General features: G+C 46.7%; 16 protein-coding genes. 1 reads left to right on the forward strand and 15 read right to left on the reverse strand.

Annotated features, from left to right (window positions below; translation table 11 throughout):
* Window positions 1-321: 321 nt before the first annotated feature.
* The 7 genes from tyrS to H8S65_RS16125 form a co-directional block, all read right to left on the reverse strand.
* The gene (gene tyrS / locus H8S65_RS16095) at window positions 322-1,614 is read right to left on the reverse strand and encodes a tyrosine--tRNA ligase (RefSeq protein WP_186930882.1); all 1,293 of its coding nucleotides are present in this window, start codon (window positions 1,612-1,614) and stop codon (window positions 322-324) included.
* A 97-nt stretch (window positions 1,615-1,711) separates the two neighbouring features.
* Entirely contained in the window at window positions 1,712-2,344 is a 633-nt protein-coding gene (locus H8S65_RS16100; protein WP_186930883.1) for a TatD family hydrolase, read from the reverse strand.
* A gap of 2 nt (window positions 2,345-2,346) precedes the next feature.
* On the reverse strand, window positions 2,347-2,568 hold the full coding sequence (gene yidD / locus H8S65_RS16105) for a membrane protein insertion efficiency factor YidD (protein WP_036723952.1): 222 nt from the start codon (window positions 2,566-2,568) through the stop codon (window positions 2,347-2,349).
* The gene (gene rnpA, locus H8S65_RS16110; RefSeq protein ID WP_186930884.1) at window positions 2,568-2,954 is read right to left on the reverse strand and encodes a ribonuclease P protein component; all 387 of its coding nucleotides are present in this window, start codon (window positions 2,952-2,954) and stop codon (window positions 2,568-2,570) included. Before rnpA ends, yidD begins: the two co-directional genes overlap by 1 nt.
* On the reverse strand, window positions 2,944-3,711 hold the full coding sequence (locus H8S65_RS16115; RefSeq protein ID WP_186930914.1) for a uroporphyrinogen-III synthase: 768 nt from the start codon (window positions 3,709-3,711) through the stop codon (window positions 2,944-2,946). Before H8S65_RS16115 ends, rnpA begins: the two co-directional genes overlap by 11 nt.
* Window positions 3,708-4,436, reverse strand: a complete 729-nt coding sequence (locus H8S65_RS16120; RefSeq protein WP_186930885.1) for a DUF4271 domain-containing protein — start codon at window positions 4,434-4,436, stop codon at window positions 3,708-3,710. The genes H8S65_RS16115 and H8S65_RS16120 overlap by 4 nt, the downstream gene beginning before the upstream one ends.
* A 112-nt stretch (window positions 4,437-4,548) precedes the next feature.
* Window positions 4,549-5,985 carry a Gfo/Idh/MocA family oxidoreductase gene (locus tag H8S65_RS16125; protein ID WP_186930886.1) on the reverse strand — a complete coding sequence of 479 codons (1,437 nt, stop codon included), beginning with the start codon at window positions 5,983-5,985 and terminating at the stop codon, window positions 4,549-4,551.
* A gap of 378 nt (window positions 5,986-6,363) precedes the next feature.
* Here H8S65_RS16125 and H8S65_RS16130 point away from each other — a divergent pair, with 378 nt between their 5' ends.
* Window positions 6,364-9,180 carry a M16 family metallopeptidase gene (locus tag H8S65_RS16130; protein WP_186930887.1) on the forward strand — a complete coding sequence of 939 codons (2,817 nt, stop codon included), beginning with the start codon at window positions 6,364-6,366 and terminating at the stop codon, window positions 9,178-9,180.
* An 81-nt stretch (window positions 9,181-9,261) separates the two neighbouring features.
* Here H8S65_RS16130 and H8S65_RS16135 read toward each other — a convergent pair whose 3' ends face one another.
* The 8 genes from H8S65_RS16135 to H8S65_RS16170 form a co-directional block, all read right to left on the reverse strand.
* Window positions 9,262-10,161 carry a YitT family protein gene (locus H8S65_RS16135; protein WP_186930888.1) on the reverse strand — a complete coding sequence of 300 codons (900 nt, stop codon included), beginning with the start codon at window positions 10,159-10,161 and terminating at the stop codon, window positions 9,262-9,264.
* Window positions 10,162-10,266: 105 nt separating this feature from the next.
* Window positions 10,267-11,385, reverse strand: coding sequence for a glycoside hydrolase family 43 protein (locus tag H8S65_RS16140; RefSeq protein ID WP_186930889.1), 1,119 nt, complete (start codon window positions 11,383-11,385; stop codon window positions 10,267-10,269).
* 109 nt (window positions 11,386-11,494) lie between these two features.
* Entirely contained in the window at window positions 11,495-12,379 is an 885-nt protein-coding gene (locus H8S65_RS16145; protein WP_186930890.1) for a hydroxypyruvate isomerase family protein, read from the reverse strand.
* Window positions 12,380-12,514: 135 nt separating this feature from the next.
* Window positions 12,515-14,290, reverse strand: coding sequence for a hypothetical protein (locus H8S65_RS16150; RefSeq protein ID WP_186930891.1), 1,776 nt, complete (start codon window positions 14,288-14,290; stop codon window positions 12,515-12,517).
* A gap of 12 nt (window positions 14,291-14,302) precedes the next feature.
* The gene (locus tag H8S65_RS16155; RefSeq protein ID WP_186930892.1) at window positions 14,303-15,115 is read right to left on the reverse strand and encodes an alpha/beta hydrolase; all 813 of its coding nucleotides are present in this window, start codon (window positions 15,113-15,115) and stop codon (window positions 14,303-14,305) included.
* 223 nt (window positions 15,116-15,338) lie between these two features.
* Window positions 15,339-16,607 carry a polysaccharide pyruvyl transferase family protein gene (locus tag H8S65_RS16160; protein ID WP_255489287.1) on the reverse strand — a complete coding sequence of 423 codons (1,269 nt, stop codon included), beginning with the start codon at window positions 16,605-16,607 and terminating at the stop codon, window positions 15,339-15,341.
* Window positions 16,608-16,614: 7 nt separating this feature from the next.
* On the reverse strand, window positions 16,615-18,438 hold the full coding sequence (locus tag H8S65_RS16165; protein WP_186930893.1) for an FAD-dependent oxidoreductase: 1,824 nt from the start codon (window positions 18,436-18,438) through the stop codon (window positions 16,615-16,617).
* 70 nt (window positions 18,439-18,508) lie between these two features.
* On the reverse strand, window positions 18,509-20,197 hold the full coding sequence (locus H8S65_RS16170) for a RagB/SusD family nutrient uptake outer membrane protein (protein ID WP_186930894.1): 1,689 nt from the start codon (window positions 20,195-20,197) through the stop codon (window positions 18,509-18,511).
* Between the last annotated feature and the right edge of the window lie 14 nt (window positions 20,198-20,211).

The following is a 20,211-nucleotide window of genomic DNA, read 5'->3' on the forward strand; positions in this document are numbered from 1 at the left end:
ACATTAAGATTAACTGAGTTTCCACGATATCCAACAGACAAATATATGGATATACCACCGTCTGCCACTTACAAATTTGGGAATTAATTATGCAGAAATGATACAAGAAGAAAGATTTCCCGCCCCAAAATCAAAAAAGGGCCGGAACTTTCATTCCGACCCTTTCGTTCTGTGAGTTGTCTCACGAGGATTCGAACCTCGACAGACAGAACCAAAAACTGTAGTGCTACCATTACACCATGAGACAATCCGACGCTTTATCTAAAGCGATGCAAAGGTAAGAATAAAATCTTACCTTGCAAGCATTTTTGCATAAAATTCTTATTTTACGATCAGCAAATAGTAGTTCTTCTTACCTCTCTGAACCAACAAATATTTCTCATCCAGCAGGGAAGAACAGTCGATAACCATATCCTGATCCGTCAGTTTTTCCTTGTTCACACTGATGCCGCCGCTCTGAACCAGCTTGCGCATTTCTCCTTTTGACGGGAAAATAGCGGCTTTTTCAGTGAACAGGTCGATAGCCTTGACTCCGGCACTCAGATCCTCGCGGGAAACTTCGAACTGGGGAACACCGTTGAACACATCCAACAATGTTTGTTCGTCCAAATGTTTCAATGCTTCCGACGTAGAGTTTCCGAACAGGATGTTGGAAGCCTCGACGGCAGCATCGTAATCTTCCTGGGAATGAACCATGACCGTCACTTCCTTTGCCAAACGTTTCTGCAACGGACGGAGATGCGGCGCTTCTTCCTGTTCCTTGATCAGGGCATCGATTTCATCCTTAGGCAGATCGGTAAAGATCTTGATATATTTGGCAGCATCGTCATCGCTCACGTTCAGCCAGAACTGGTAGAATTTGTAAGGAGATGTATAACGGCGGTCCAACCAGACGTTGCCGGACTCGGTCTTACCGAACTTGCCTCCGTCGGCCTTCGTGATCAACGGACAGGTCAAAGCAAAAGCCTCACCGCCCAACTTGCGGCGGATCAGTTCCGTACCGGTCGTGATGTTACCCCACTGGTCGGTTCCCCCCATCTGCAGGCGGCAGCCTTCGTGTTCGTATAGATACATATAATCGTATCCCTGGAGCAACTGGTAAGAGAATTCCGTAAACGACATGCCGACCGAAGATTCGCGGCTCAGGCGCTTTTTAACGGATTCTTTAGCCATCATATAGTTAACAGTGATATGCTTGCCGATATCACGGATAAAATTCAGGAAAGAATAATCCTTCATCCAGTCGTAATTGTTTACCAACTTGGCAGCATTAGGCGCGTCCGAATCGAAATCCAAAAACTTGGACAACTGCTTCTTAATGCTATCCTGGTTATGACGAAGCGTCGCTTCATCGAGCAGGTTACGTTCTGCCGACTTCATTGAAGGGTCTCCGATCATACCGGTAGCTCCGCCGACCAGAGCAATAGGACGGTGTCCTGCACGTTGGAGATGTTTCAGCATCATAACCGATACCAGGTGACCGATATGTAATGAGTCAGCCGTCGGGTCAATACCTACATAAGCAGAAGTCATCTCTTTTTGCAACTGTTCTTCTGTTCCGGGCATCATATCAGCGATCATGCCCCTCCATGTTAATTCTTCAACAAAATTCATCGTTTTAGATTATAGTATTAATTGAATGCGGGCAAAGGTACGACTTTATAATTGAAAATGGAGAATTGCAAATTGAAAAATAGGGAATAACAGTGATTTATGGTAGTTGGAGGATGTGACGAACGTTCTCGGCGACTTGTGCGGCGAAACGTTCCAATGGAAGGTCCAGGGAGCCGGAAAGGTTCTGATAGATAGTGCGGATTCCGGTTTCACGGTCGTCAGTTTCAACAAACAAATAGTCAGGCCAGGCAGCATGTACGGCTTCGGGGTTGAAGCGGTAACCAAAAGATAGGTAAAAACCGTGCCGGATCAGTTGTTTCGCCAATGTCGCATTACCACGAAAACCGTGGATAATCCACGGCACATGAGGTTTAAGTTCCTTTTTCAAGGCGATCAGTTCATCCCAGGCTTTTACGCAGTGTATGATTACGAACAAACCGAGGTTCTCAGCCAGGGAGACAGATGTTTTGAAGATTTTCTGTTGAAGTTTCAACGGGGTTTCCACTCCTTTGTCCAGACCTGTTTCACCTATGGCGACAACGTCCGGTAAGACGGCCTGCCGTTTAAGTTCGGCAAGTTGTTCTTTTACATTATATATATACCAGGGATGAATACCGACAGAATGGAGCAATCCCGTTCCCGCGCTTGACGCTGGATCGAGACCGTTGACAATGGCGACATCTTCCGGATGGACGGGAGCATGATGGGTATGTATATCGTAATAAACCATGATTACGGAACCGGATCATATCCGCTTCCTCCCCAGGGATGGCAGCGGAGAATACGTTTGACAGCCAAATACAATCCTTTTACCGGACCATGTTTTTTGAGAGCCTGCACAGCATATTCGGAACAAGTAGGTGTGTACCTGCACGATGCCGGCGTCATGGGAGAGATGCAATATTTATAGAAATAGACCGGCAACAACAGAAGAAAAGTAAAGAAACGCTTTATCATGCTTTGTCGCGAAGTACGTTCAATGCTTTTGTCATGGCTTTCTCCATATCGGCAAAAGGATGGATTTCCTTGTCCAAATAGAGGAAAGCAACCAGCATACGCTTGTTTTTTTCCGTCAGCGGATCGATCAGGTCATATTTGCGTACCCGGTAGGTTTCGCGGACCTGACGTTTGATCAGATTCCGTTTTACGGCACGCCTGAATTTCTTTTTGGGGACACTTACCAAGATAGATACCGGAGCCAATGTCTCCTCCTCCACCGGTAAATAAACGACCCGCAGTGGAAACGCCACAAACGATTGCCCTTTTGCAAACAGCAGGTCAATGTAACGTTTCCACGACAGGCGCTCTTCTTTTGAAAGGGTATACCTTCTATTTACCATTCTTTTTGTTGCTACCCATCTCTTTTTTCAGATACAATTCCAGGGCAGCCGTCATAGACGGAGCTTCGGGAGTCGGCGCTTCCACATCCAGGCGCAAACCGGCTTCTTTCACCGCTTTGGCTGTTGTCGGGCCGAAACATCCGATCTTTATATCTTCTTGTTTGAAATCCGGGAAGTTCTTCAGCAGAGAAGAAATTCCTGAAGGGCTGAAAAATACCAGCATATCATAGTCGAACTTCTCGTCTTTAGAGAAGTCATTGCTTACCGTGCGGTACATAACAGCTTTCGTAAAAGAAATCTTCTTCGCTTCCAACATAGTCAACAAATCATCTTTATGCACGTCAGAAACAGGCACAAGATATTTTTCTTTTGCATGCTTGCCGATAACTGTAACCAGATCATCCAGCTTTCCGGTCTGTCCAAAAAAGATTTTACGCTTTCTATACACAATATATTTTTGCAAATATACAGCGATAGCCTCAGTCATACAGAAATACTTCATCGTTTCGGGAATGGCAACACGCAGTTCCTCACACAGGTGAAAGAAATGATCGATCGCCGTACGAGCCGTAAAAACAACAGCCGTATGATCCAAAATAGAAATTTTCTGCTGCCTGAACTCCTTAGATGTAAGAGGTTCTACTTTAATGAATGGACGGAAGTCAATCTCAACTCCATACTTCTCTGCAATTTCGAAATACGGGGACTTCTCGGATGCAGGCTTCGGTTGTGATACCAGCAACTTTTTGATGTTCAATGCCATAGAGTACTTGTCTCGATAAAGTTATACAAATAAACCATACCTTCGTACAAAAATACCAGAGGTAAAATTTCTTGGGCGCAAAGGTACAAACTTATATACAATAAACCAGTGCTTTTCTTGTGAAATATCCGTATTGTCTTATAAATTATTACAAAACGACACAAAATATAGAGAATACAAAACATTGTTATCGGTATAGTTACGTATGTCCCGACAAACACTAACCACAACACCGGAATATACAAAGAGACTCCCCAAATCCCCATAATGGCATTATAGCTCGTCTTCCATAACTTATATTTATTAGGGTCGGCAAACACGCTGCCTAAGAGGTAATAGCTGCATTGTTTAAACTGATAAAACAGGAATAAGACACAAAAAACCGTTCCGATCGCCGATAAAACCGCCTGCCATTCCACATAATTCACGAACCCGTATATCCTGCCGATCGCAATCAGGGCGATACTCGAAAGGAATAATGCCTGGAATGTCATAAAATTGCGGAAGAAGAAAACGCTCTTTCCCATCACATCGTCAAAGAGGTTCTGCCTTTCCTTCACGAGAAAAGCATCTTTCAGCATCTTCACAAACAATTGGAAATTAGCCCGGAACACAAAGGAAAAGACAATAAACAGGAGCAACAGCAGGGAGAAGATTACATCATCCACCAACTGCCCGTCCCACAAGCGAATGCCCACATATCCTTCAAATATATTCATATTCCCTGCCTATTACAGGTGCAAAGATAATCAAAAAAGAAAGGCAAGCTTACCCGACAAGCTTGCCTTCTCAAACAATCAACCGTTATGAATAACGATCTTAGAAACTATCTTAAATATTGTAATACTGTTCCCAGCCTTTACGCGGCATTTCGCCAACCAGCATCTGGTTCATAACCGGATCGTTCACGATCTGCTTCAGGTCGCGGTCGAACACAATCTTGCGGTTCATGCGCTGTGCCAGCACGCCGAGACAGAATACCTGGCTCAACGGGCCTGCGATAGAGAACGGAGAACGGGTCTTTTCCTTTCCCTGGCAAGCCAACAGGAAGTTTGCGTAGTGGTTGGACGGGCTCTTCTGGTATTCAGGAAGCGTAGGATTCATATCTTTCGCGATCTTATCCGGAATGACAGACAGCGTGCTACCGTGGGAACCTCCCTTGAATGTCAAAGTCTTTGTATAGATTTCCTTACCAGGGTTCAGTTTAGACAACTGCAACTTGCCACCGGCAACCGTCGGGATATTCGGATCGACATCAGAAGAACCGTAGTTTTCAGGTACGGTCGGGATGTTATCCAAGCCATCATACCAGGTAATGTCTACAGACGGCATATCTTTTCTTTCCGGGAAACGGAACAGGATACGGGAAGACATCGGGAAGAAGAACGGGTTGTGATCTTTCAGATACAACGGGTTTACTTCCGTCGGCAGGCCGAGATCCAGGAATTCGTGAGCCGTGTCGATGATGTGCGCTCCCCAGTCACCCAGCGCGCCCATACCGAAATCGTACCAGCAACGCCATTGCCCCAAATGGTAATCGTGATTATATTCGTGGAACGGACGGACGCCTAACCAAGTGTCCCAATCCAGTGTTTCGGGAACCGGTTCGCCCATCGGCATGTGTGTCATGTTCGGATTCCAGTTATGCCAGCGGCGAGGAGAGTTCATGTGAGCCGTAATCGCTGTAACATCTTTGATCAGACCGGCTTCTTTCCATGCCTTGAACTGGAAATAGTTGGCTTCGGAGTGCCCCTGGTTACCCATCTGGGTAACGACGCCGAATTTCTTTTCGGCACGCATCATAATTTCTATTTCCTGGAAGGTGCGGGCCATCGGTTTTTCTACATATACGTGTTTTCCATGAGCCATTGCCTCGATAGTGATCGGGAAATGGGAATGATCCGGAGTTCCTACGGTTACGGCGTCGATCTTGTCAGCCATCTTGTCGAACATCTGGCGGAAATCCTGGAAACGCGGAACCTTCGGGAACATAGAAATAATCTTTTGAGTATGAGGAGCCCCCATATCAACATCGCAAAGTGCTACGACTTCGCATAAACCGGTTTTATACAAATCCTGTGCAATATCGGCTCCACGGTTACCGATACCGATAAAAGCGATTCTCACTTTTTCGTTGGCACTGACGAAAGGAACACCCGGCATGGCATTGGCCTTGGACGGAATCCAGAAAGAAGGAATTGCTGCCGCAGCTGAAAGAGCGGCTGCCCGTTTCAGGAACGAGCGACGTGAAATATCTTCAGATTTCATGGTAAATATATTAGATAAATTATTAATGTTTGCGTGCACATAAAAACAACAACCTCACAAAAATAGATATTTTTTTCTTACACAAAAGCTTTCTCTCTGTTTTTTTCTTGGTAAACCGCATAAAAAAGACTTCCTGACCTTGCTTACAATCATTCTTTACTGCCTGCACATTCTGTAATCGGCGACGGCGATTATAAAATCACAGTCGCCGATTATAAAATCACCGACGCTGATTACATAATCGCCGGCGGTGATTACAGAATTATAGGCGTAAGAAAATAAAATCCAAGCTCCTGAAAGATATATTTGCCTATATGCCGCAACTATTGATGAAAAAACTTATACATTTGTCGACTTTTAAATAAGAATATAAGTGATATGAAGATCAGACAGATTCTATCCATCGGATGCCTCCTTTGGATACTTGCCGCCCTCCGTTTGGCAGCGCAGCAACCGGAAATACAACCCCTGCCCATAGACCCGGAAGTGAGATACGGACAGCTCGACAACGGGTTAACCTATTACATCCGCCACAACGCACAGCCGAAAGACCGTGCGGATTTCTTTATCGCCCAGAATGTCGGATCGATCCTGGAAGACGAGAACCAGCGCGGACTGGCCCATTTCCTCGAACACATGGCGTTCGACGGGACCAAGAACTTCCCCGGACACGGCATGGATGAATTTACCGAGAGCATCGGGATGCGCGGGGGCGAGAACTTCAACGCTTATACAAGTTTCGACGAAACGGTTTATATGATCATGAACGCTCCGGTCACCCGCGAGAGCGTTGTCGACTCCTGCCTGCTGATCCTGCACGACTGGTCGGGCTTCATCACGCTCGCAGATACGGCCATCGAAAAGGAACGGGGCGTGATCCGGGAGGAATGGCGCACGCGACAGGATGCCCAGGCGCGTATCTGGGAACAGCAATTGCCGAAAATGTTCCCGGACAACAAATATGCACACCGGATGCCGATCGGCACGATCGACGTGATCAACAACTTCAAGCCGGACGAACTCCGGGCTTATTATAAGAAATGGTATCGTCCCGACCTGCAGGGTATTATCATTGTAGGGGATATAGATGTAGACAAGGTAGAGGCCGCCGTAAAACGTATCTTTGCCGATATTCCGGCTCCGGCCAATCCCGCCAAACGGGAATATACGGAAGTGGCGGACAATGACAAGCCGCTTGTTTCCATCGCCACGGACAAGGAGGCTTCCAATATCATCCTTTCCATATTCTATAAGCACGACAAAATGCCGAAGGAGCTGTATGCTACCGCCGCGGGTTTGATGAAGGACTATATGGAGAACGTCATCGAAACGATGATAAACGAACGCTTTGCCGAGATGATGCAAAAAGCGGATCCTCCTTTCGTCGCCGCCCAGGCTTCGGACGGCGATTTCATGATCGCCAAGACAAAAGGCGCTTTCACGGTTGCCGCCCTCGTAAAGGAAGGCGAGATCGACAAGGCGCTCGATGCGCTTGTGACGGAGACGGAACGGGTGAAACGGTACGGCTTCACGGCATCCGAATATGACCGTGCCCGTATCAATGTCCTGAAACAGTACGAATCGCTGTTTAACGACCGCGACAAACAAAAGAACCGCTCTTATACAAATGAATATGTCCGCCACTTTACGGACGGCGGTTATATTCCGGGCATCGAAACGGAATATCAGCTAATCAGCCAGATCGCACCGCAAATCCCGGTCGGGCAGGTGAACCAATACGCCCAGGATTTGATCGGCGACAAGAATATCGTAATCGGCTTGACCGGCCCTGACAAGGCAGACATGAAATATCCGACCGAAGCCCAATTATTGGAAGACTTTATCAAGGCACAACAATTGCCGGTCGAACCCTATCAAGAAACAGTTTCCAACGAACCGCTGATCCCCGAGCTGCCCGCTCCGGGAAAGATCAGGGAGATGAAGACAGACCCGCTGTTCGGTGCGACGGTCCTGACACTCGGCAACGGCATCAAGGTCGTACTGAAACATACGGATTTCAAGAAAGACGAAATCCTGATGACGGCCACCAGCCCCGGCGGCAGCACTTTGTTCGGAGCGAAAGATATCGACAACCTGAAAGTATTCAACGATGTCATTACGCTTGGCGGAGTCGGCAACTTCCCGGCAACCGATCTGAACAAGGTATTGGCAGGAAAGAAAGTCTCCTGCTCTCCCTCCATCGGCCTGAATACGGAAAACGTAAACGGTTATGCCGCTCCTACCGACCTGAAGACATTGTTCGAACTGGTTTATCTCTATTTCACGGCTCCTCGTATGGATGAAGAGGCTTATACTTCCTTCGAGAACCGTATGATCGCACAGTTGAAGAACCTGGAACTGAACCCGATGGTGGCGTTCAGCGACACGCTGACAAAGGCGATTTACGGCAACAACCCGCGTGCCGCCCGCATCACGGCCGGCGATTTCAAGCAGATCAGCTACCCGCGCATCATGGAGATGTACAAAGAACGGTTTGCCGACGCTTCGGACTTTGTCTTTACGTTCGTCGGAAATATCGACACAGACAGCATCCGTCCTTTTGTGGAACAATACCTGGCAACGCTCCCGGCAAAAGGACGCGTCGAGAAAGCCAATCCCGCCGAAGTGCCGGCTATCCGCAAGGGCGAATACACCAATATCTTCAAACGCGCCCTGGAAACACCGAAGGCGTCGGTTGTCGACTTCTGGTCCGGTAAGATGGAATATAACCTCGAAAACATCCTCACCGCCACTATGCTGAAGCAGATTCTCGATCTGGTCTACATGGAAAAGGTACGCGAGGACGAAGGCGGTACATATGGCGTGCAGACTTCCGCACAGATTTCTTCCTTCCCGGAAGGACAGACATTCCTGCAAACCTATTTCGACACAGACCCGGCGAAACGGGAAAAGATGAACACCATCGTCCGCACAGAGTTGGATAACATCGTCAAGTCCGGCCCGCGCGAAGAAGACTTCAAGAAGAGCCGGGACAATATCCTGAAACGCCACGCAGAGAACCTGCAGGAGAATGTTTACTGGCTGACGACTTTGGATAATTATTACTTCCGCGGCTTCAACGGCGAGACGGCATACGAAGAAACGATAAAAGGCATCACGCCAGCCAAGATCCAGGCCTTTGCCAAAAAGCTGTTAGGACAGGGCAACCGGATCGAGGTGGTGATGGAGCCGTAAAAGGGGCAATATAAAAAATCCGGCCGGGCTTCCTGCTACATATAGAGGAAACCCGGCCGAATTTGATATTATAACAATCGGTCAATTGGTTTTCTTCTTCACTTTGAAGCGGTCGAACCCTTCGCCATACACACCGATAACGGCGCTCTGCGAAACAAAAGCATTCGGGTCTATATCGTTAATGATCTGGAAAATCGTATTGGACTGGCTCTTTTTCGCCAGCACGAACATCATCTTTACCTGCTTACCTGTATAAAGTCCTGTCCCGTCGATCACGGTCACCCCGCGGTGCAAGGCGTTTATGGACCTGCCGATTTCTTCATATTTGTTGGAAATGATAAAGAACTGGACAGACTGGCGGGAACTGTTGACAACCTGGTCGATCATATAGCCGGTGACGAACAGTGTCACATAACCGTAAACGACCTTCTCCAAATCGTGCAACACGAAGTAACTGGACGCAATAATGATCATATCGCAGAACATGACCATGCGCCCCAGGCTGACATCCCGGTATTTGTTGACAATTGCCGCAATAATATCCGTTCCGCCCGTACTGCCGTTCGATGCGAAAGCGATGCCGATGCCGCCGCCACAAAAGATAGCTCCCAAGATACAAGCCATAAACGGCTGGTCCTGCAACAGTTGAAGTCCGGCGGTCAACTGTTGTATTACGGAAAGGAAAAACGTCAGGACAAAGACCGCATACACTGTCTTCATACTGAACTTCCAACCTAAGACTTTCAACGAAAGTAATAACAAGAGGCCGTTAATGGCAAAGTAAGTGTACTGCACAGGCAAGCCTGTTCCCCAATAAACAATAGAAGCAATACCCGGAACGGCCCCGGAAGGCAAATCGTTCGGCAACAGGAAAACGGTCCATCCTATACCGTACAAAATCATACCTAAGGCAATCCCCAGGTAATCCTTTAATTCTCTAATCTTAATAAGGTTAGATTTAATCGACAATGTTGATTTCATTCTTTGTTTGTTTTATGCGGCTGCAAAAGTACAGAACAATGAACAATGGACAATGGAGAATTGACAATTAAATATCGCCTCTCCCCAATTATCCATTGTCAACTATCAATTGTCAATCGTCCACTCGTCTTTCCACTCGATAACCGGCTGTTCTCCTTCGAAGCGGATAGGTAGCCAAATGTATCGGCCGTCTATGGCATTCTTGGGTGTCCAGCGGTCGCCCATATAGATGAACCGGCCTGGTTTTCCGGGGACAGGCAACACGTATGTGCTCTGCGAATGGAAAGAGGTTTCCGAATCGGCTCCCACAAACGGGTTCGCCAACTCTTTCCACGGCCCCCAGATAGAGGAAGCAACAGCCGAACGGCCCGGATTCGGCGCCCAGCCGGTACAACCGGACATGATCAGGTAATACTTGCCGTCTTTCTTGAACATGGCAGGCGCTTCCATGAAGCGACCGACGAAGAAGCGGGCGTAATTGCCGGAGCAAGCCGTATAATCGTCCGTCAGTTCGGAGATATGCAACGTGCTGTTATCCTCCGAAGCATAGATATGGTAAGCCTTTCCATCGTCGTCGACAAACAGGTTCATATCGCGCGCCATCTGGCCACCCTCGAAATCGCGTCCTAACAGGTTGAGCGTATCGGGATGAGCAGGCAGGCCGCCGCCGCCGAAACCTTTCTTCGACTCCTCAGGCACTTTGCCTTTGTGGATATCCAAGACGTTCTTCGGCCAGAAGCCGGCGTTCGGGCGATCGGCTGAAAGCAACACGTAAGGGCCCGCCACCTTGTCACTGACAGCGACGCCGCTCCTGGCCCCTGCATAACCGGCCCCTTTCGGTTCGAGATGGAACCACATCACATATTTGCCTGTCTTCTTGTTGAAGATCACCTTCGGACGCTCCAGGATGCAACCTTTTACGATCGGGCTGGATTCATCGTCCGAAACGGACAAGGCGATTCCTTCGTCTTTCCAGTTATACAAGTCTTTCGAAGAATAGCAATGCACGCCTACCTGTGCGACATTGCCCCCTTCGCCTTCCGTCTTGTGCTCGCCGAACCAATAATAGGTATCGCCTTGCTGCAGCATACCGCCGCCGTGGGCATTGATATGCACGCCGTTGTTGTCCGGCCACAGCTCGCCGGGTTTAAAGTTGTTGTCTACTTTCTTACAACTGCACAGAGCCAGTATCAGGAATAGGGAAAAGAATGTAAGTTGTTTCATTTATAAAAGATATTACATTAAAAAAGAAGTGTGTCAACAATGCCACGTTCCCGCGCTTGACGCGGGGACAAGGAACTTTTGGCACACCTCTTTATATCATTTGTTACAGTTATACATCGCAAATGCGGATACATTTCTCAAGCGAAGCGATCTTGTCTTCCTGCTTCGGGACGAATTCCTGTCCGACAAAGCCTTTGTAACCGGTTTCCACAATCGCTTTCATGATCGCCGGATAGTAGAGTTCCTGCGTTTCGTCGATCTCGGCACGCCCCGGACTGCCACCCGTATGGATATGAGAGAAGTATTGATGATACTTGCGGATGTTTTCAATGATATTCCCCTCCATAATCTGCATGTGGTAGATATCATACAACAGCTTAAAGTTGGGAGAGCCGACACGACGGCAGAGTTCCGCACCCCAAACGGTATGGTCGCACTGGTAATCCTTATGTCCGACACTGTTCAGCAGTTCCATTGTGAGCACCACGTTATGTTTCTCGGCAAGCGGCATCAGGCGTTTCAGTCCCTTCTCGCAGTTTTCCCATCCCTGCAAGTCGGTCAACCCGTTCCGGCGTCCGGAGAAACAGATCAGGTTTGTCAGTCCGGCCTCGGCCACCATCGGGATCACCTGTTCGTAGCTGGCGACCAGTTCGTCATGCAGCTTGGGATCGTTGAAACCCCGGTCGATACCTAAGCCCGCACCCTGCGCCATCGCAACGGTCAAACCATGTTTCTGCACGACAGGCCAGTCTTTCGGGTCGAGCAGCTCGATCGATTCGATTCCTATGTTTTTACAAATCTCACAAAATTCATCCAGAGGATAACTGCCGAAACACCATTTGCTCACCGAATGGCGAATGTTACCTTTCAGCGGCTCAGGTTTCTCTACTTTCTTCTTCTTTGCCGGGGCGGCTGCTTCCATGCCGGACACAGCCATCGCTGCGCTTCCTGCCAAGACCGTCTTAATGGCGGTTCTTCTTGAAATGTTTTTCATACTATTTTCATCCTTTTAATTTATAATTGCCTGGGAATAGCCGCGTCCCTTATCTGGGACACGCCTAATCCCAGGTAAGGGAAGAGGTTAGTCCCCGGTAAGGGAAGAGGCGCTTCCCTGATCATGAATGCTTGTTTATCGGATCAATTCCCATTTGCCTTGCAAATAAGCCTTGTCGATCACGCTTGCCAACGCTTTGTCGTTTGTCCGCTCGGCCAGGTCTTTCAGGTCATTGTACAAGTAGAACTGCAACCAGAAACCGTAATGATAGCGTTCGCGGGTAGACTTCGGCTGCAACATCAAAGCATACCATTTGGTATTCAGCTTTTTAGCTTTTGCCACTTCGACCGCTTTCTCGGCATTCTTCCACATGGCGTCGGAGACTTTCGATTCGAGATCGACAAAATCCTCGTACTTCATGGAAGCGGTATTGATCACCTGGCAACGGTCGTCCAGCCCCAGTTCCTTCATGGAAAGGCGTTGTTCGAACACCTTGTCGCCATCCAGGTCGAACTCCATCAGGTCGAAGAAGCCGTTATTGTCCGTATCCGTATATTTGACAGTCGGAAACACGGTCGGCTCGGTCTCGATGCGTTTCGGGCCGTAGCCGTCATAGATTCCGCCCATTCCCTGATAGAAACGGGCGTTCTGGTCGATGCGCCAGCAACCCCATTCGGCTCCGTACAGGTGAATCTTGCCGTCTATCGGGCTGACATACAACTGGCCGTGACCGGAATTGTCCTGGTCCCATTCGCCCCGGTCGCCTGCCGGATCGGCCTGTCCGTTGTTGTCGATACCGCCTTGGTTCCTTCCTACCTTGAAAGGATCGAGCGGCTGATACAGTTCGACGCGCTCCCAACGGTTGCAATCGTCGTCCTCGTCGTAGGTAAACCAGACTTTATCCCATTTACCTTCCTTGAATGTCAGATCCCAGGCGGCATCATGATCCGGATATAACAGTTCCGGAAGCTTGCGCCAACGGGCATCGAGGAAAAACGTATCGGCTTCGGGAAGTCCGCGCAGGTTCTTGTTGATATGTTTCTGGTTTTCGTAGTTGAAGCCGGGGCCTGTAAAATGGATGGTCATATCGAAGTCGAACTCATTGCCCGGCGCATTGTCGTTATCCGTATCCATCGAAACGGAAACCCAATCGATATTACCGGAGAGGACGGAATTTGCCTGTCCGTTCTCTTTCACGATCTTGGGAGAGTCGCAGAAACGGATTGCCATCTCTGTCAGCCCGTCATTGTCGGGATCATAGAACAGGAACGGGTTTTCCCAGTTCATGCGGACATCGTTCACACGTTCGGTCGTGCTGTGTATCTTCATGAAAGTGCTCTTCCCGTTATAATCTTCGTAGAAATCCGACAGGCCGTTATGTATCCAGCAGCGGAGGGTGAACGTGTTCCAGTCGATATAGTTGAACACATCGTCCTTATCCGTATCTACCACCCACATATAATGACCGTTGCCGGTCTTCATCCGGTTTGCTTCGGGGATATTGTCGACTACGACCTGCATGGCCGGATTTCCGTCTTCATCTTCGCCCACCCAGTCGATGATAAGGTCGCCGTAACCGCCGTAGACACCGTCTTTATTACGGTCTATCATCAGGCAGTCGTTATCGGTATCGCCTTCTAAGTCACCGTACTGCATATCGTCGTCGTCATCGATCCATTGCACCGGAATGCCGTTGGCCGTCACCGTACGGAGGATATCCGGATCACCGTCTCCGTCCAGGTCTATATAGGTCGGCTTATACCCCGCGGGAGCAGGCGGCAGCCGATAAGGGATCAACAGGGTATTTGCATTCCAATATTCCTTTTTCCCGGAATTGTCCGTCTGTGCGGAAAGTCCTTGTGCGCTCAGCAGCAGGGAGCCTGCGGCCAGTAATAGTGTAATCGGTTTCATGATACAGGTAGATTAATCGGTGATTTTTATATAAGTAAGCCATTTATGTATCAGGTCTTTCACTTCCTGATAGTAGGTGAAGTCATACCGGAATCCCCAACCGTGTCCTCCGTTCGGGAACATATAGAGGGAAGCCGGAATATGGTGTTCATTCAGTGCCGTATAATAAAGGATAGAGTTCAACGGCGGAACGGTCTGATCGTCATCGCTCAGCAGAAGCAAAGTCTTCGGTGTCTTATCGTCCACCTGTTTCTGCAAGGAATAACGGTCGATCAGTTCCTTATTCTCGATATCTTTCCCTAAAAGATTCTTTTTGGAACCGCCATGTGTAGTCATATTGTCGAAGCTGATCACCGGATAATAAAGGATCGCAAAATCCGGCCGGTTGGCATCTGCCGCAAGCGTGCTGAGTGAGGCCGCCAGATGTCCGCCTGCCGACGAACCGATCACTCCGACTTTATTCGCATCCAGGTTCCATTTGGCTGCATTGCCCCGGATAAGAGACATTGCTTTCTCCGCATCGCTCAGCGGGATCGTATGCACGCCCTCTGGCATCCTGTATTTCAAAACGACTGCAACAAATCCGTTCGAAGCGTACCATTTCGCCATATCATGCCCTTCATGGTTCATCGCCAGCCCTCTATATCCGCCACCCGGACATATCAGTACCGCCGGCGCCGCTTTCCCGCCCTTCGCCGGATGATAGACAAAGATTTCCGCCTCGCCCGCTTCCGGCTTATCCGCCCAGAGCTTGAACTGTTCCACCTGCTGCCCCCATACCACGGGTGCAAAGAGTGATAAGAGAAGTAAAAGAATGTGTTTCATAAGGTATTAATTCTTAATCATTAACTGAGTTATTAAAAACAGGTGCTAATGTAACGAAAAAAAACAAGTTCACCTATAGAGAGGGACAAAAAGAAATAATATCCCCCATCCCGGAAAACAAAAGACTTACATATCAGAGAACAAAGATGTACGTTTTTGTCCTTGAATATGTAAGTCTTTTCAGAAGGGAATATCCACCTCAAAAGGATATGCCCAGGTCTGTTTATAAGAATTGAGAAACGATTTTCACACCCGTATCAAACAGTTCGGAGGCTTTATACATTCCTTCTTTACGATATGCCTGCGCACTGTCATAGTCAGAATAAACTTCCATCAGGCGGTCGGCAATCTGTTTTCCTGTCGTGTCGTTAATCTCAAACACCCAATTATCGAAACCTAAATCATAATACATCTGCCCTTTTATCGTATCTTCCGGCTGGCGGAGGTAAAATGCAGGTGTCCCGTTCCGCAAAGAGATAATAGGAGAATGGCATTCAAAACTAAGGACACAGAAAGCCTTGCTATACAAAGAAGCAGCCTCATCCGGTAACCAATAACCACGTTTGACGACATTCTTTTTAACATCATCCGGCAGCGGGTCGATCAAAAGTTCATCCATAATATCGACCTGATAAGTCATTTCCGGACAAACAAGAACCTTATTCCCGGTTTCCCTTACCCAACGGACGATTGCTTCGCGAGCTTTGGCATGGTCGATCTCTTTCCATTTGTCATTCAATGCCGTTATTTCTGCGATCTGTTCCTCCGTGTAGCTTTTCCTGCGGATCAGCCAGTACGGTGTTTTACGCAACCGGGGAATCACGCAAATAAACTTACGGTCTTCCAGGCTATTCGCCGCTAAGAAATAATGGGCATTCTCTTCATCCTGAATATCCAGAGCGAAAGTAGCATCCGGGACAAAACGGATTTCAGGCTTCGTTACCCCCGCTTCTTTCAATTTCCCGATCGAAGCTGTCTCGCGAGTAAAAACAAACGATGCATCGTCCAGCAGGTTCTTCAATGAAGGAGATATATCCTGAATCGTTGTTCCATAAGTTCCGAAAGGTTTATCCGTAATTTTACGCCAAGCCTCCAAACAGTTGGCTGCCACAACCGACGGTCCCGATCCGTGAATAAAGACATCGGCACGATTGATAGCTTCCAGAATCTTACTGTCCGTAACCGTAAAGTCTTTATCCGGATTGCCGTAAAGAATCTCTATCTTCGGGAAATTCTTCTTCAATAATGCTTCCACCTTCTCGCTTTTGCTCCGTTTCCATAAAGTAATCGTTGCTTCAGGCAAGTGCGTTTGCAAGATATGCAGCAAACCCGGCGTATGGGCAATATCCCCGATATTCACATCCTGCCAGCCGGAAACGACCAATAGATATGGATTTTTCTTCTCTTCCTTCACCTTATTCAGGCAGGCCGGTAGGAGCAGTGCAGCAGAAAAAGCACCTGTCTGCTTTAAGAAAGTTCGTCTGTTCATCATGATAATTTTATTTCAATGAGTCCAACAATTCATTCAAATGTTTGGTATATACTTCACGTGGCAAACAATTGTATTTTTTGCAAAGTGTTGCTGCTACTGCGACGACTTCACCCATCATGCCAGTCGTATTCTGTACACGGGTAGAAGACAACGCTATATGCGAGACGCTTATATTTCTTCCCGCCATAAACAGATTGTCTACATTAACCGAATATAGACAACGATAAGGAATACGATAAGGAGGTGGAACCTGGTCGTCACGCAGATAACGGCGGGGAGTTCCCAAATCATTAAAATAATGTTTCATTGTTGAAATAAATTCCTCTCCCGGAAAAAAGAATGTATTTTTAGGAGTCGGGAAATGTTGGTCTATCGAATAGGTTCCTATTACAACAGCATCATCATACCTTACATACTCCTTCTCTATATCTTGTTGTACAAAGAATACATCTCCTATCAGACGACGTGATTCCCGCTTTCCGGCAATATAAGTCATCATGTCCAATTCCCGGTTTGCATATTCTTTCTTAAACTTACTGTCGTTTTTCAAAAAAGCCCAGTTTCCATAGATAGCACGGAACAGATAATCTCGGATATATTCTGCATCATTTACCTGGTCATAGCGGAAACCACTTTCCCACCAGTTACTACCGGAAATAACCTTTTCACAAGATTCATCATTAAACTGTATCGCCCATTCGCATCTCGGAAATGATACTTCAGCCGGTATCACTTTGCTTTTCCATGAAATTGTCGCACCCAACACGATATTATCCGGTCTATCCGGAGCTAATGTTTCTCTTGTTTCTTGCCTCATCTCACGCCCCACACGATATTCAGCACCAGCCAGATAACCTAAGTTTCCATCTCCGGAGCAATCGACAAACAATGGGGAAAAGAACTCCATCTCTTTTCCGTTCTCAATATGTTTAGCGGTCACAGACTTTATCTGCTTGCCTTCCTTGGAAGCTGCAAACACATGCATATTCGGGAAATAGGACAGCGTTTTCTCCGCTTGTATCATTTCAATAACCTGATCTTCCTTACTATATACATTCCGTATTTCTCTGATTACATTTCCTAAAACAGTATACGGTTTTACATTCATCTCCCCGCTGGCAACCACCCTTATCTCGGTACTGTTGTTTCCTCCCGGAACAGGACGGTTATTAATCAACGCTACTTTCAAACCTTCCCGCGCTCCTTTGATAGCAGCACTCAACCCTGCTGTACCGGCTCCAACTACGACGAGATCATAATGTCCTCCATCTTCCGGTTTAGCCGGGATATTCAACAGTTGTTTTCTGAATGCCGACAAATCTTCTTTCCGGTTAGGGATAACGGCATTTTTGTCCTTTGTAAAAAGGATCGCATCACATCGTCCCTCAAACCCGGTCAAGTCTTTCAATGTAACAATATTGCTCTTATCTTTTATCTCGACACTTCCGGCATATTCCCAATCCCATTGTGTCCCCATTCCCAATTCATTATCAAGAACCGCTCCGTTTACAGCAATTTTAAATCTACCTGGGGACTCTTTCGTCTTCCAGGGAGAACACCAATTCCAGGTACGGGCATATACATGCCAAGTCCCTTTTTTCGGAATCATTACTTCCGTTGAAGCATCTTGCACCGGCTTTCCTATGCCGTGAGCCAACAGGAAAGGAGATCCCATCTGATCCATGAACTGCTGGTCCAATACCCATCCACCTTTTTCATTAAAACTCTCTGCTTCAACCAGCACAAAATCCTTTTTCTGCGCAAGAAGCGAAAAAGAAATAAAAGCCTGGCACATAAGCATCATATAAACAACTCGAAATACTTTTTGCATACCTATTATTATTAATCGTGTTACAAACTATGAGGAAGCAGGAATACTCCCGCTTCCTCACTTGTATTATTTACTCGGCTGCACCGGGGTAGCCGGGATTTTGCTCAATTTTTATAGCCGTATTAGCATCAATTGCTTTTTGGGGTATCGGCCATAATTCATGATAGGGCTGCATATTATTTTTCACTCTATAATTATACTTCATAGTTCTCTCATACATTTTATGAAGTCTAACCAATGTCCTTCGTCTCGGCTCTTCGATGATCAGCTCTCTCATTCGTTCATCCAAAACGTAATCAATATTTACATCAGCAGGATCAACCGGAGAAGCTTGCGCTCTCTTTCGAACAACATTAATATCAGCAGCGGCATTTACTCTATCTCCTTTATGAAGATAAGCCTCCGCTCTAAGTAAATAAGTCTCGGAAAGGCGCATTTTATACCTATCATTCATGGTCCGACCCTCCATATTTCCCCAAGGCATAAGTCCCTCTATTTTACGAAAATAAGGATAAAAATTCCTTGTTGTATCTACAACTGAATTTGTAACACTTCCATCAGGCAGAGTGATATACATCTTTCCATCCTCTTTCTTCGTCAAGACAACCTCCATTCCAAAGTATTCTGAGTCTGGATTATTCATCCAAAATCGACTTTTAAAATTATGTACAGAATGACGAACATCATTCGGATCAGACCAAATCTCATAATTAGCATGATTCGTCGGACGTACAATACCGCCAGACATACGCCCTAATGAATCACATACCAACATCTTTTTTCCATCAGGGAATGTAACAAAATCAAGACTGGGTCCCCATAAACGAAGATCGATATTTTTTTTATCTCCTGCACCTGGTGTCAAATAATCATATTGCATAACCCAAATACCTTCCAAATTACCAGATGCTCTATTTTGTTGGTTAGTCCAAAACAAATCTGAATAATAATCACCAGAGCGGCTCGTATCACCAAATCGTTTTGACACAAGTTCATATTTTCCACAATCTCCATTAATTACTTTGGATGCGGCACTTATAGATTTATCAAAAAAATTCTGATCACCTGTTTCCAAGCCCAAACTAATATAGATTTCTGATAATAAATGATTCGCAGCTGCTCTGAAAATTCTTCCATCCTTACTTGCATCTGAAGATACTATCGGCAAATAAGTCGAGGCAAATTCCAAATCCGATTGAATAAATTCTAAAACTTCTTTTCTGGAAGCCCGTTTGTAATCAAAACGGGGACTTGATTCTTCTCGATCGACAATAGGTACACCTCCAAACAGATTTATCAATGCATTATATGTATATCCCCTAAAGAACTTAGCTTCCGCCAAAATTTCATTTTTTTCCTCCTCAGTCCATGCAATATCCGGATTATCAGCCCTGGAAATAATTAGATTTGCATTCTTGAGCATTTTAGTATATGCCCAATCCCACATATTTTTAGGGGCAGCATGTTCTGGCAGGATAATACTGTAATCATTGAAGAACCGTCCATCCGGTACACCGGAATAGCCAACATCCGTACCTTGATTCATCGGTTCATCATTTGTCGATAGATTTGCCTCATCTCTTGCATAAGAATGAAGAGAAACAATCACTGTTTCAAAACCAGCCTTTGATGTTAATAAATTTTCCGGACTAAATTTATCCATCGGCTTTTCTTCGAGGTAACTATCGCTACAAGAAACAGAGCAAGCAAGCATCAAAATAAATGCAAGAGCTGAACCTTTATTTATTATATTTTTCATATTTCCTGAAATTT

The organism is Parabacteroides hominis, assembly GCF_014287585.1.
GTDB lineage: Bacteria > Bacteroidota > Bacteroidia > Bacteroidales > Tannerellaceae > Parabacteroides > Parabacteroides hominis.

Bases quoted from the DNA above. Each gene is read 5' to 3' on its own strand.
- H8S65_RS16130 (WP_186930887.1), top strand. From the start codon at position 6,364: ATGAAGATCAGACAGATTCTATCCATCGGATGCCTCCTTTGGATACTT.
- H8S65_RS16165 (WP_186930893.1), bottom strand. From the start codon at position 18,438: ATGCAAAAAGTATTTCGAGTTGTTTATATGATGCTTATGTGCCAGGCT.
- H8S65_RS16155 (WP_186930892.1), bottom strand. From the start codon at position 15,115: ATGAAACACATTCTTTTACTTCTCTTATCACTCTTTGCACCCGTGGTA.
- rnpA (WP_186930884.1), bottom strand. From the start codon at position 2,954: ATGGTAAATAGAAGGTATACCCTTTCAAAAGAAGAGCGCCTGTCGTGG.
- H8S65_RS16135 (WP_186930888.1), bottom strand. From the start codon at position 10,161: ATGAAATCAACATTGTCGATTAAATCTAACCTTATTAAGATTAGAGAA.
- H8S65_RS16125 (WP_186930886.1), bottom strand. From the start codon at position 5,985: ATGAAATCTGAAGATATTTCACGTCGCTCGTTCCTGAAACGGGCAGCC.
- H8S65_RS16140 (WP_186930889.1), bottom strand. From the start codon at position 11,385: ATGAAACAACTTACATTCTTTTCCCTATTCCTGATACTGGCTCTGTGC.
- H8S65_RS16145 (WP_186930890.1), bottom strand. From the start codon at position 12,379: ATGAAAAACATTTCAAGAAGAACCGCCATTAAGACGGTCTTGGCAGGA.
- H8S65_RS16120 (WP_186930885.1), bottom strand. From the start codon at position 4,436: ATGAATATATTTGAAGGATATGTGGGCATTCGCTTGTGGGACGGGCAG.
- tyrS (WP_186930882.1), bottom strand. From the start codon at position 1,614: ATGAATTTTGTTGAAGAATTAACATGGAGGGGCATGATCGCTGATATG.
- H8S65_RS16100 (WP_186930883.1), bottom strand. From the start codon at position 2,344: ATGGTTTATTACGATATACATACCCATCATGCTCCCGTCCATCCGGAA.
- H8S65_RS16160 (WP_255489287.1), bottom strand. From the start codon at position 16,607: ATGATGAACAGACGAACTTTCTTAAAGCAGACAGGTGCTTTTTCTGCT.
- H8S65_RS16170 (WP_186930894.1), bottom strand. From the start codon at position 20,197: ATGAAAAATATAATAAATAAAGGTTCAGCTCTTGCATTTATTTTGATG.
- H8S65_RS16150 (WP_186930891.1), bottom strand. From the start codon at position 14,290: ATGAAACCGATTACACTATTACTGGCCGCAGGCTCCCTGCTGCTGAGC.